General features: G+C 61.0%; 8 protein-coding genes, 1 tRNA gene and 1 pseudogene. 1 reads left to right on the top strand and 9 read right to left on the bottom strand.

The features are described from left to right. From FBR05_07985 to FBR05_08020, 8 genes are all read right to left on the bottom strand, one after another. Positions 1–991: hypothetical protein (locus FBR05_07985; GenBank protein MDL1872134.1), on the bottom strand; the 991-nt coding region annotated here is incomplete at its 3' end. Positions 992–1,202: 211 nt separating this feature from the next. After that, complete coding sequence (locus FBR05_07990; protein ID MDL1872135.1) at positions 1,203–1,601, bottom strand: biopolymer transporter ExbD; 399 nt, start codon at positions 1,599–1,601, stop codon at positions 1,203–1,205. A gap of 2 nt (positions 1,602–1,603) precedes the next feature. After that, positions 1,604–2,218, bottom strand: coding sequence for a MotA/TolQ/ExbB proton channel family protein (locus tag FBR05_07995; GenBank protein ID MDL1872136.1), 615 nt, complete (start codon positions 2,216–2,218; stop codon positions 1,604–1,606). Positions 2,219–2,221: 3 nt separating this feature from the next. Further along, positions 2,222–2,881, bottom strand: a complete 660-nt coding sequence (locus tag FBR05_08000; protein ID MDL1872137.1) for an energy transducer TonB — start codon at positions 2,879–2,881, stop codon at positions 2,222–2,224. Between the two features lie 19 nt (positions 2,882–2,900). Next, positions 2,901–3,722, bottom strand: coding sequence for a PepSY domain-containing protein (locus FBR05_08005; protein MDL1872138.1), 822 nt, complete (start codon positions 3,720–3,722; stop codon positions 2,901–2,903). Next, positions 3,695–5,953 (bottom strand): hypothetical protein, encoded by a 2,259-nt coding sequence (locus FBR05_08010; GenBank protein ID MDL1872139.1) that lies wholly within the window; start codon positions 5,951–5,953, stop codon positions 3,695–3,697. Before FBR05_08010 ends, FBR05_08005 begins: the two co-directional genes overlap by 28 nt. 11 nt (positions 5,954–5,964) lie before the next feature. Next, complete coding sequence (locus FBR05_08015) at positions 5,965–8,130, bottom strand: TonB-dependent receptor (protein MDL1872140.1); 2,166 nt, start codon at positions 8,128–8,130, stop codon at positions 5,965–5,967. A gap of 325 nt (positions 8,131–8,455) precedes the next feature. Further along, positions 8,456–8,528: transfer RNA gene (locus tag FBR05_08020), tRNA-Phe, on the bottom strand. A 2,008-nt stretch (positions 8,529–10,536) separates the two neighbouring features. Here FBR05_08020 and FBR05_08025 point away from each other — a divergent pair. After that, positions 10,537–10,776 (top strand): annotated as a pseudogene (locus FBR05_08025) (XRE family transcriptional regulator). Between the two features lie 751 nt (positions 10,777–11,527). On the opposite strand, the gene FBR05_08030 reads toward FBR05_08025, so the two are convergent. After that, positions 11,528–12,517 carry an acyl-CoA desaturase gene (locus FBR05_08030; protein ID MDL1872141.1) on the bottom strand — a complete coding sequence of 330 codons (990 nt, stop codon included), beginning with the start codon at positions 12,515–12,517 and terminating at the stop codon, positions 11,528–11,530. Positions 12,518–12,664 lie beyond the last annotated feature (147 nt).

The raw sequence follows: 12,664 nt of genomic DNA on the forward strand, positions 1-12,664 counted from the left end.
CCGGCAAGCTGTTCGAGGCGAAGCTCCAGGTCGAGCCCGGCCCCCCGGGGCTTTTGAACCAGCGCCCGGAGACCGCGTAATAATAGTTTCGATCTCCCGCGTAGACAAACAGGTCGCTGCCCGTGTTGGAGACGTAGGAAAGGTGGGTTCCCGGGATCGGCGCCAGCTTCGGCGTCCCCTCCGTCACGATCATCTCCGCGGGCACCGGGCTCACGAACACCGTCGGCACCTGACCGGGGGCAAGGGCCTTTCCCGGAAGGCTGGCGAGGACGTCTTTCCAGTTGGCGTCGTTCTTCGGGAGATTCTGAAAATCCGCGGGCAAGGCCCCGGCCGCCTCCCAGGGCCCATACAGTTGCGGGGCCTTGAGCCAAGTATTTTCATTGCGGAGGAAGAGGAGGCCGCCAGCGTCTTGAAAGAGGTCCCAGTTGGTATTGACCGCGTACTTGAGTTGGGTCCCCGCGATCGGGCTCCAAACCGGCTGCCCGTCGATCTGAACCAGGAGGGCGGGCGTAGTACTGAAATAAATCGGCGGCGGGTCGTCCTTGACCTGCACCGTCTTGTCCAAGGCCTGCGACTGATGCAGGCTCGTCAGGATTCGATCCAGGGAAATCACGAGGTCATTTTGCGGCAGGATGCTTTGAAGCGCCTTGGTGAGGTCCGGAACCCGCTGGGGGTCCAGGGCGGGAAAATTCACCTCGGCCAACTGGATGTTTTGAATACGAACCTGACGCGTCTCTTTGTCCACCTCGGTATGGCCGGTGATCTTGAAGGTGCCCAAGGTTGCTGTCTTGCTTCCCTGGGGCGTCACCGCCGCGGCGAGGCTCGCCTCCAAGACGGATTGATCCTTCCAACTATCCACCTGCGGCGGATAGACGACCAATTGTCCGTTCTTTCCCTGGTACTTGCGGGGCCAGGCATCGGATTGGGCTTGGAGCGGAATGACGACAAGGAAGACTACCCAGAAGACCAGGATAACAATGGCGTTTTTCACGGAGCCCCCTGAAGCAAGGGATGATAGATCGGCCAAATATCGCAGGGTCAGGACAAAATTATCCGGGGCCCCTTGGGGAATTGCAAATTATATTTGTGAGAAGGAAAATTGTGGCCGGGAATGGAATTGAATTCCACCGCCTAGGAGAATTGAACCTTTCCCCAAATCATCTTTTGGAGCACAGCGGTAGGCCTTACAGACGCCGGCACCCTTATTTTTTTGTTTGGATGGAGATTTGGCTTAGGCCAGCCTTGGAGGCCACATCCATGACGGTGACGAGCTTTCCCGTCGTGGCGCCTTCGTCGGCCTGAATGAAGACCGCCGGGGGAGGGATTTTCTTTCCCAGCGGATCGAGCGCGGCCTCCAGGGCCCTCGCGTCGACGAGCCGTCCGTCGAGCAGGATCTCTTCTTGTTTCGTCACACCGATGATCACTTTGTCGATTTTTTCCACGCTCTTGCCGGTCTCCGCCTTGGGAAAACGAACCTTCATGGCTTGGATGTTCGTGTACTGGGCGGAGACGACGATGAATATCAATAGAATGAACATCACGTCGAGCAACGGGGTCATGTTGATCCCTTCCTCCTGCCGTTTTCGCCTGCGAAACCCCATGACTAGGCCCCTTTGATCAAGTCCACGATTTTAAGGGAGATCTTTTCCATCTCCAAAACGAGGCGGTCCGTTTTTGAGGTCAAATAGCGGTAAAAAATGGTGGCGGGAATCGAGACGGTGATGCCGGCGATGGTCGTATACAACGCCTTATAGATGCCGCCCGCAATCATCCCGACGTTGGTCACTTCGCCCGCCGCCGCCACGCTGGAAAACAGCTGGGACATGCCGAGCACCGTCCCCAAAAAGCCGAGCATTGGAGCGACGTATATCGCGGTGTTCAGGATGTTCATGTATTTTTCCAGCTCGTTGATCTCCCGCTCCCCCACCTCCAGAACAATTTCCTTGATTTGCTCGCGGCTTTTGCCCGCGTTTTCCAGGCCCGCTTCGATGACGCGGTTGAGCGAAGCGTCGTCTTCCCTGCAAAGGCTTATCGCCTCGGGAATTCGATTTTCCCGGACCATGCGCTCGATCCGCTCCGGCAGGCCCCGCGGAATGACGCTTCCTCGTCGCAAAGACCAAACCTTCTCGACAAAAACGGCCAGGGCCAGCACGGAACAAGCCGCAATCCCCCACATCGTCCAACCGCTCACTTGAAAAAAATGAATGACGTTTTCCATGGCTCAACTGTCCATTTCCGAAATGCGATAGGTGATGGGAACGGAGACCTTCAAATTAGAGCTCGCCAAATGTGTCGGCGGCGCCGGGAAGGGGCTGGCGTTGCGAATGGTGGCGAGGGCCCCGTCGGAGAGCAAGTCATGGTCCGACTTCAGGATATCGACGCTTACCAGCCTCCCCGCGCCGTCGATCACCAGCAGAGCCGTCACCCGACCCTCGATACCCCGCTGTCGCGCAAGAGACGGATAGCTCCGACGCCGCGCGATTTTCCGCTGAACCTGCCGAAGATATTCCTCGTAGGAGACCGCTCCTTGGGAAGGAGCGGCTCCGCTGATCCCTTCCGGCTGCCGATTCGCCGTCTGAGGGGTTTCTTGCACGCCGGTCGGGGCGGCAACCGTTTCGCTGCTTTCGTGCCGGACCTCCTTCTTCGGCTTCGCGATCCCTTCTTCCTGTTCCCGAGGCCGCTGGACTTTTCGCGGTGCCGGGGCCGGCAGGCTGGAAGGCTCGGCGACGCCGGAGACAAGTAAGACGCTCAATTCCAGATCGCGCCTCTCGACCGACGACACCTGATTTTCCGCCGGCTCGTCCCCGTTCCACCACGATGCCAAGGGGAAAAAGGCCAAGTGGATGATGGAGGAGATCAAAATCGCCCGGAGGATCAGCATGATTTCGATTCCCTGTTTCTTATCCGGCCTTGGCCGCCGCGGCGCCCGCCGCAGCCCCCGGCTGCGCCTTTTGGCGGGAACGCCGGATGAGGATCGGTTTCAGCCAAATATAAAAGCCGGTGATCACGTAAGCGATGAGCGCGTAGGAAAGCAGGTCCCAAAAGATCATGAAGCGACCGCCGAAGATCTCGCCGGTATGGAGATCCTCCAGCAGCTTTCCCCAGGTCAGGGGCTGGACGTAAAGCGGCTTCTGGAGAGCGGCCTCCGCGAGCCGGACCTTTTCTCCTGAGGCGGGCTTGAAGGCGTAGGCCCCTTCTTTTTCGGCGGCAACCAACAAATCGCCGCCGGGCAGCACGCTCAAGCCATGGATGTCGCGAAAGGCTCCGACGAGCTTACAGCTTTGCGCGTCCGTCGAGCAGGACAAAAGTCCCATGCCTTTGCCGAGACCGACGAAGAGACGCCCGTCGTGGAAAAGCAGGGATTTGACGTCCTGGCCGGCGGTCTCGCCCGGGAGCCATCGGTCCACGGGAGCCGCTTCCGCCGCGGCGACCGATTCGACGATGCCGTATTTGGTGCCGAGCAATTTTCGCTGTGGGGCTGTGGGATCGGTCACGACGGTCCGGACCGGCGAAGGCTCCGATTTATCGTAACCGCTCGCCTCCCAAGGCACCGCCGCGGCCTCGAGGCCGGGGAAGTATTTCTTGTTCAAGAGATAGAGGGCGGTGACCGCCTCGAAGGCGACGAAAAGCCCCAAGGCAATGCCCACCCAGGTGTGTATCTTGCGGCTGCCCTTCAGCAGCGTCAAACCCTTGCTCATGACTCCCTCCTTTTCAGAAAACATTTGGGCAACAAGGCGGCTCCCAACACGAATAGGACAAGTAGGGCCTGGACAGCCAAGTCACCCGAACGCGGGGTGCCCCTCGCAAGGCTACAGCCTCCGCCGGCGGGATCCGAACCCTCTCCCAAGGTCGCCTCGTTCAGGTCCAGGATGAAGACCGAAGCCGTTTTCACCTTGACGGTCGGCGCCCCCACCGGGTCGGGCGTCAGCTCGCCACGCACGGCGACGTAAAGCTTCGAGCCGAGCAGAAGCATGTCCCGAACCTCGGCCGGACCGTTGAACAACTCCCAGGTGACGCCTTCGTCGGAAGAATGGAAGAGCCCGTCGGCGGTCCCGGCGAACAAAAGGTCTCCGTAGCGCAGCACCGAGCTAAATGCCGTCTCACCCGTGAAAATCAAATTTCCGTCGCCGTCGAGGACCGCCTGTCCCGGATTGCTCCCCAAGGGGTCGAAGTCGACGCCTTCGGCGGCGCCGCCTTGGGTGGCCGAATACAGAAGACTACCCATGCCGAGGGCGACGATCTCGTCGCCCAGTTGTCGGAAGCCGCTGAGCTCGACTTCGGGCAATCCGAGGTCCGCCTTGACGAATCCCCTGCCGTCGTCGGTGGAAGGGTCGTCCTGCAAACGGAATACCCCTCCCAGCTTTAGACCGGCGAAAAGAGCGCCGTCATGCACCCAAAGTCCGTTCGTCTCCTTTTGCAGCAAGGGAGAACCGATGGTCGTTACGTCGTTGGTGAATAGTCCCTGCTGCACGCCGTTCTTGGTAGCGGCGAGGTAGTCGGTCCCCAAAAGCAGCAGCTGCTTGAAGTCGGCGGCGTTTCCCGTGATGTCGCCCAGGATGCTCTCCCAGGCGACGCCGTCCCATCGGAAGGATCCACCGCCCCCTCCGAGCGAGGCGTAAGTTTCGGTGGTCGAGAGCACCAGCAGGCTCCGGACTTCCTTGCCAAACTCTTCTCCAACGGCGACGAAAGCGTCTCCCACCAGACGGAAAACCATACCGGTGCCGGCCCCCAACTTGACGCCCACGAAGACGTTGCCGGAGGCGTCCGTGCCGATCGACCGGATTTCTTCCCCGAACGGAAAGAAGCCGACTTCCGTCCAATTCGCCGCGTGGTCGACGGAACGATAAAGCTTGTTCTTCAAAGCGACGTAGAGATTTCCGTCCGACCCCAAGGTCAGGGTATCGGCGTTGATTTTGCCGTCGGTGGGGGGGAGGCCCGTGTTCCTGGCGGTCCAAGTGCCGCCGTCCCATTGGAAGACGCCCCCCTCGTTGGTGCCGGCGAGGATATCGTTTTCCGAAAAGGGGATAAGGGATTTTACCTCCTTGTTCATGGCGGTGGCGCCCAGCCGGTCCCAGGAAGCGCCGTTCCATCGCCAGACGGCGCCCTTGTCGGCACCCTCGGTCGATCCTGTACGGCCCTTGGTGCCGACGTATGCGGCGCCGTTGAACAGCGCGATGCTCTTCAACTCGCGCAAGGGCGTCGTCAAGGGAACGCCTTCGGCGTCGTAAGTCGTTTCGGACAGATTTCCCAAATCCTCCCAGGCCAGCCCGTCGTAGCGACGAACGCGGTGATCTTTACCGATGGTGAAGATATCGCTCAACGAGGTCGCGGCGAGCTTTTCCAGTTCGGCGGCATAATCGCCCACCAATTCCCAAGAATATCCCTCGGGCAAGACGGTGGTCGTCGCCCCGACGCGGACGAGCTGATTTCCGGACAATCGATAGACGCCGTCGTTATTGGTGCCGGCGTAAAGGACTCCGTCCAGGGCGGCCAGCGACAGGATGTCCGACTCGAGGCCCGCGGCGGCGAGCTTGGTCCAAACCCCGCCGTTCAGGCGATAGAGATTCGAAGTTTTATCGGCGGCCGTCCCCTTCGTCGCCGCATAAAGACCGCCGTCGTCGGCGAACAGGGCCCCCACGTCGCCCGCCTCGAGGCCGCTGCCCGCATTGGAGACGGCGCTGTCGCCTTGAATCTTGAGGATTCGACCTTCCAGGGGAGGCCCATCCAGCGGGGCCTTGACGGCCAAGTACACCGTCCCATCGGGTCCCACGGCCAATTTTTTTGGATCCACCGCGTTTTGGTTGTCCTGGGAGGTGCCCAGATCGATGACGCTCCATGCGCCGTTTTTCGCCGGATCGAATTCCCTTTGAATCACGATGTCGGCTTGGGCGTCGGGAAGTCCTGCGGATAAGGCCGCCAATGCGGCAATGAATGTCGTAATGAATGCTTTCATTATTTGTCTCCCTAATGAATTTCGCTCTCCGCCGGACGGCTCTCGGCTTCGATTTTTTTCCTTAACGGGTTTTTCCATGAAACGGTGGTAAACACGCCAATACCGGGCATATCCGTATCGCCGTCATTGTCGCGATCCCATTTGACGTTGAAAAGATTTTCGACCGATAGATCCGTGGAGAACCCCTTGCCCCATTCTTTCGATAAATGAAGCCGCGCCAGGTAAAGCGGCGCCATGGGCGAATCGGCCTTTTCCACCCCCGACAGGGCATCGATCCGCTTCCGACTCGAGATATAGCTGAAGGAGAGGTCCACGTGGACGTCGACCTTGGGAATTCGGGTGTTCAAAAGCAGGTTCACCCGATGGGTCGGAGCCTCGTTGAGCGGGGCCCCCGTATCCAAGTTACGGGTCCAAAGATAGGAATAATTGACGCGCCCGCCGAAATTTTTCAACGGGCTGAATTTGATGTCGATCTCCGAACCCGCGGTATAGGCGCGTCCGATATTGACCTTGGTCTCCAAGGGAAGATCCGTCCCCAAAAAGTCGTCGACGATCCCGGTCTCGATCTTGTCATAGAATTGGTTGAAAAATCCCGTCACCGAATAACCGACGACATCGGAGAGGCGCTGGTCGAAGACGATCTCGTATTGCCTGGAACGCTCCGGCTTGAGATCGGGGTTTCCGGCGACGAAGCGGGTGCCGTCGATGTCCAGCTCGGGGACGGGGGAACGGGTGAGTTCTTCAAGGGTGGGAAACTTATACCCGAATCCCGCGTTGGCCCGGATATCCATGTCGGGCGTCACGCCGAACCGGAGGCCCGCGGCGGGGGTGACGGCCAATGGCCAACTGCGCGCCTTTTCCACCCGCACTCCGGCCGTCGCACCGTGACGCTTGAAGCTGATCTCGTCCTGGACGCCGCCGACCAGAAAAATCTCCTGCTTGCTGTAGATTTTTTCAGCTTTGTCCGAGGTATTGTCGGCGATAACACGATCCTCCTCGTCGAACCGCTGGGTCTGACCCCGAACTTCGGAGCTCCGTTTTTGCCAACGGGTTTCCGTCCACGCGGTGAGCCGGTTGTGCTTGCCCAAGGGCCGTTCGTACAGCAACCTACCGGAAAGCAGGGTATCGAACACGTCTTCCCGCTGGGACGATTCCTCGCGAAAGATGAACCGCCCGGCATCCCGACGCACGAAATCTTTGCCGCGCTTTTTGTCAAAAAAGGAGGTGTAACTGTTTAAGCTCAGTTCGCCCCGACCTCCCCACAACCCATGCCTTTCGAGCACGGCGGTCCCGCTGATGTCTTGTTTTCTGTCGCTCCCGCCCTCGACCCCCTCTTCCACGAACTTACTGAAACGCTTTTCGATGGATAGGTTGCGGTTAAGGTAACGCGCCGAAAAACGGCCCGTCGCTTTTTCGCCGATGTCGAGGTGAAAATCGGCCCTCGCCTCGCCGGTACGCTGCGGTTTGGCGTCGGCCTTCAGGGTTTGCTGCCGAAGATCGCGATCCAAATCGAAGCTGTCGGTGAAGCCGTCGGAGAAGTCGTAACGTCCGTCCAGCCTTGCTCGAAATTTTTTTGAAAGGGGCCCCTCCACGAAGGTGCGGGAACGGAAGGTGTTCAACTGGCCGTAACCCGCGGACACTCCCGCGCCCAAGCGGTCTTTCGGAATTTTCATCACGATATTGACCACCCCGCCGATGGCGTCGGAGCCGTAGAGCAAGGCTTGCGGTCCACGGATGATCTCGATCTTTTCGATTTCATCGGCGTTGATCGTGGAGAGGTCGAACTTGCCGTCCACCGATTGAGACGTCACGCGCTGCCCGTTGATCAAGGTCAATGTGTAGTTGGGATCGAAACCTCGGATCTGGACGTTTTCGAATCGATCCCCGTTGTCTCCCGGCCCGACGGGGGTCACTCCGGGACTCAAGATGACGGCATCGGCCGCCGTCTTGGCGTCCAGCTCTTGGATTTCTTTTTCGGTGATCGTGGTCTTGGGCACGACGGAGCTTGGGTCGAGGGTGTTGATGCGGGAGCGGTCCTGAACGGCGTCCACGGTGATTTCCGGAAGGATGAACTCGGTTTCTTGATTGATTTCTTGGGCCATGACTTCGGGACCCTTCGATGTCGAGGTCAAAAACAAGGTTGCGGTCAGAAAAAAAACGACTTTTTCGCGGAACATGGCGGGTGCCGAATCCTTATTCGGTTATTATTATGAAATATATTTTCAAGTATTCGGCCCGTCCAAAATGATGCGATACCGATGAATATTTAAGTAACTCGGATTTTATAACAATCTATGATTCCTGGAATATTGTTATTGAAAATTACTTTCATTAGTTGATTACTTATCCGCTTCGATTTTTTGAGTCAAGCTCTAAAGAAATGTCCCCCGACTTGAACGGGGACCAAAGGAGAGGCTGTTAAAAGGAGGGAGTATTTGATGCGATTGTTCAGAAAAAAACCCATTTACTAACGATCATTAGTAAATGGGCTTGCAGCAGCTGTGGCCAGGGACGGAATCGAACCGCCGACACAAGGATTTTCAGTCCTCTGCTCTACCGACTGAGCTACCTGGCCAGCCAGGGAGGGTGACTCCCTAAAGCTCGGGCGTAGATATAGACCCAAGGCCCGCCTGTCAATGGAAAGGTAATAGGCTATTTTCTAAAGGATTCCCGATAGCTTCGCACCTGCTCGAGCAGAGCGGGCGGCGGGGTCCGGCCGAGGAAACTGTAGACGCGGACCCGAAGCTCCGCCCAGACCCAGGCGCGCCGCCTCCAGACCTGGGCGAGGTCTCGTTTCAAATCAGAGAGCAATCGGCGCGGTCCCGACGTCCAACCCTTCCCTATCGCGCCCCGACGCGCCTCCGCGATCTGGACGGGGCTCATCTCGACGGTGTCGTCGAAGGGCAAGGGCTTCTTTCCCAACATCTGTTGGCTCAATTCCGGCGTGAGCTCCAGCGTGGGGTCTTTTCCAATGGGATCTTTTTCAAAGACGGGGACGCTGGACCTCGCGGCCTTGGCGCTCGGCTCCGGCGCCGGAAGCGGAAAGACCCGCGGCGTCGCCGCACGCCGCGGCTCGGCGAAGGGCGCCGTCGGCGCCGCGTCGGCCTCCGGCAGTTTGTCCGTCGGGCCGGTTCCCACGGGCTGCGGCGTCGCCGCGCGATGCCGCGTGGTCATCGGCAGGGAGACCTCGGGCTCGATCGGCTTCGGGTAGAGCTCGGGATAGGGAACCGTGCTCGCGCCGAACACCGCCTCGGGATAATTCTCCGTCGGATAGCGTCTCGTCCCGGGCGCCTCTCCCGTCGCCTCCCCCGCCGGCTCCACCCTGGCGGAGGCGCTTCGCTCCGGCGCGGGCGTCGCCTCGCTCTCCGCAGGCTTCGCCTCCGGCTTTGGATTCGTCCACTCGCGCAGCAAAGCCAGGCGCGCGGGAGACTCCTCGGCGGTCACGTCCCGAAGCTGCGAGCCGGAAACCTCCGCCACCCAAGAGCGCAGCCCCTGGATGAAAAAAAATCGGGTGCCCGCGCCCAGACCGCGCGGTCCCGCCCAGTTGGGCAGCATCAGGGCGCGCGGATCGAGGTATTGGGTGATGACCGTGCCGCGCGGCAAGTCCTCGCCCAGCCTTTCGCCGAAGATCAGCGCGGCCTCGGCGGGGGTTCGTTCCCAATATTGATTTTGAAAATGGGACACTGCGGCCCGCGTCTCCAGGCTGCGCGGATCGGTGGGGCTGGCGAAGAGGGACAGGTTCGGCGGCAATAGTTGCCGCCTGCCCTTTTCGAAGATCAAAAATTCCTTCCCGCCCTCGCGCACCCTTTCCACGAAGCCGGGCTTGTTGCGGCAGAGATTGTCGAATTGCAGGCCCAACCACTGGGCGTTGAGCAGGGCGCGCAGGCCGGGGTCCTCCCGTTCCGTCCATTTGTTCAAGACCCTGCCGATGTCGCTGGAAAGATCCGCGGTGTGGACGAAGGCCTCGCCCTTGCGCAACACCGGCCAAAAGGCGCGCACCGCGGGCCGCGAGGCGACGTTGACGCGCTCCAAGAGCCCCTGCTCCCGGCGATAGCGCATGCCGAAGTCGTTGAGCAGGACGGTATCCACCGGACTCTCGGGGATCCACCACAGCTCGAGGGCCTCCGATTTACCGGGGCCGGCCTTGCTCTCATAATGGCGGCGCAGCTCCAAGAGCCACTGCAGGGCCCCGCTTCCGCCCCAGGCCAGGGCGCCGCGCTCGAAGGCGACGAGCCTCGGCGTGAAGCCCCCGTCGCGCGTCGAGCTCATCAGCGAAACGCCGAAGCCCTTGGCGGGAGCGGGATCGACCTTCGCCGCCGAGGGCGAAGGGACGCCCGGGCCCGCGTAGGCGCGCGCCTCGGCGAATTCCAAAGGCCTCGGTCCGGGGACGGGCGGCGTCGGACTTTGCGGAAGGCTCAAGCGCCTCTCCCAGCCCAGCTCCCAAGGGCGCAGACGGCCGAGGACCGTCGCCTCCAGCAGCCCGCCGCCGACGCGGGCCTGCAGCAAGAGCACCAGGGAATCCAAAAGCGTCAAGGCGGCCGCCTGTCCGGGCTTGAGTCCCAAGGCCTGCTCGAAGCGATGGCCGAGAAAGATCCCGCCCAAGGCCGAGGCCCCGACGAAGGCGCTGCGCATCGCATGAGAGCTTCCGAAGGCGCGGCCGGCCAGCGCCGTTCCGCCCGCCGCGACCAGCTTCATCGGCCCCAAGACCGCAGCGGCCGAGGCGAGCTCCCGGCCCAAGCCGGATCCGTCCAAGGCCCCGGGCCTTCCCAACAGCGCGGAGGCGCCCCGCGCGGCCAAGACGAAGGCGGGCACCTCGAAACTAAATCCGATCGTCGCGGCCGCGGAGCGCCTCAGGAAGGCATGACTCAGGAGCGACGAGGCCGGGCTCGCCACGAGGCGCCCCAGGCCCCAGGCGCGGCCCAGGCGATAGGCCAGGCCGCCGGCGAAGAACCCCGCCAAGACCGCGGGATCGAGGGTCTCCTCGCCGAAACGCCGCAGCAGGATCTCGGCACGGTCGCCGAAGGCCGAGCCGCCGCGCAAGACCTCGAGGCGACTCCGGGCCCGCGGCGCATATTCCGAAGCGTGGGCGAATTCCGCCACCGCACCGTACAAGGCCGCGGCGATGTCTCCGCGCCCCTCCGACTCGAGGCGCCGCGCGAATTGCAGCAAGGCCGCGTCGAAGAACGCCGGGTCCCTTTCCTCGCCCAAGGCGAGCCACTCGCGGCTTTGCGCGAATTTCCGGGACCAGGCCGGATCGGCGTGCAGCACCGCCAGCCATTCGCGCCGCTCTTGCGCCGCGGGCTCGCCCGCCTCTGAACTCGATGGATGTAAAATGGATCGATGTGATGGCGCGCGCGTGACCGTGCTCGTCCGCGTGTCGCCGGATATCGTGAACATGTGCCCCGCCCTCTGAAGAACCCGTTATATAAAAGATGGCTTTGCCAAGCTTTCGGAGCGGCGGAGGGATTGTTGCTTAAAAAATCCAAGCGCGGAAAAACGCGCCTGTACGGAAAAATGTCCTAGATGAGGAAATGGAGACGGGCTGCTAAATCGGGGAGAGGAATAGACCCGCGCTCAGCGCGCGACGGGGTCGATCCCCGGACGGCCCGCGCCGGCGAGGCTCTCGGCCGCCTCCTGCGTGGCTTCGACCAGGCGATCCTTGGTCTGCTGCGCCGTCGTGGCGATGCTCCCCGCCACCTGCTGTGTCGCCTCGACGATGCGATCTTTGGTGTGCTGCGCGGTCTGGGCGATGGCGTCCAAGGCCTTGGCGGGCAGGTCCCTCAACATGCCGATGTCGAGATGGCCGTCGCGGATCAGGTTGCGCTTCAGGGCCGCGGCCGGCGGCTTGCGCAGGTCGTGGGCAAGACCGAGGAACTCCAGGCCCTTCAAAATATAATAGGTCACGTCGATCTCCCACCAGAAGAAGCCTTGGTTGACCGAGGCCTGAAAATGATGGTGGTTGTTGTGCCAGCCCTCGCCCAGCGTGAGCAGCGCCAGCAGCAGGGAGTTGCGCGAGGTATCGGTGGTCACGTAGCGGCGGCGCCCGAAGACATGCGCCAGCGAATTGATGAAGAAGGTGCTGTGCCAAAGCAGGACCGTCGAGAGGAAGAAGCCGATCCACAGGGCGCTCCAACCCCACAGCAGCAACACCGACACGGCCAGGATCACCGGCGGCAAGGCCCAAAAACGATCCAAGAAGCGCAGCTCGGGGTATTTCGCGAAGTCGGGGATGAGCGAGTAGTCGGGCTTGTGGTACTTCGAACACATGATCCAGCCGACATGGCTCCACCAAAAACCTTTTTTAGGAGAATGGATGTCCTCTTGCAGGTCGGAGTAACGGTGGTGGTGCCGGTGATAGCCCGACCACCACAGCACGCCCTTCTGCGAGGAGGTCATCGCTCCGAAGGCCATGATAAATTGCATGACGCGGCCCAGCTTGTAGCTGCGATGGGCGAAATAGCGATGGTAGCCCGCCGTGATGAAGAACATCCGCCCGAAAAGCAGGACCGCGCAGATCACGAGGTCGCGCGGCCGGACTCCGGTCCAGATCGCGGCCAAGGGCATCAAATGAGCGAGGATAAAGGGAAGAGATCTAACCCACTGAACTTTTTCGTCCGCCGCGCGAGCCAGGGTGCGTACCAAGAAGCCTCCAATCCGGAATTCAGGATCCTCGAGATCCCATCATAGCGGCATAGGACTACGATTTCACGC

This window comes from Deltaproteobacteria bacterium PRO3 (genome assembly GCA_030263375.1).
Classification (GTDB): Bacteria; UBA10199; UBA10199; order DSSB01; family DSSB01; genus DSSB01.

Excerpts from the sequence above, each read along its gene's own strand:
- FBR05_08005 (MDL1872138.1), bottom strand. The coding sequence starts at position 3,722 with ATGTTTTCTGAAAAGGAGGGAGTCATGAGCAAGGGTTTGACGCTGCTG.
- FBR05_08010 (MDL1872139.1), bottom strand. The coding sequence starts at position 5,953 with ATGAAAGCATTCATTACGACATTCATTGCCGCATTGGCGGCCTTATCC.
- FBR05_08015 (MDL1872140.1), bottom strand. The coding sequence starts at position 8,130 with ATGTTCCGCGAAAAAGTCGTTTTTTTTCTGACCGCAACCTTGTTTTTG.
- FBR05_08000 (MDL1872137.1), bottom strand. The coding sequence starts at position 2,881 with ATGCTGATCCTCCGGGCGATTTTGATCTCCTCCATCATCCACTTGGCC.
- FBR05_07995 (MDL1872136.1), bottom strand. The coding sequence starts at position 2,218 with ATGGAAAACGTCATTCATTTTTTTCAAGTGAGCGGTTGGACGATGTGG.
- FBR05_07990 (MDL1872135.1), bottom strand. The coding sequence starts at position 1,601 with ATGGGGTTTCGCAGGCGAAAACGGCAGGAGGAAGGGATCAACATGACC.
- FBR05_08030 (MDL1872141.1), bottom strand. The coding sequence starts at position 12,517 with ATGCCCTTGGCCGCGATCTGGACCGGAGTCCGGCCGCGCGACCTCGTG.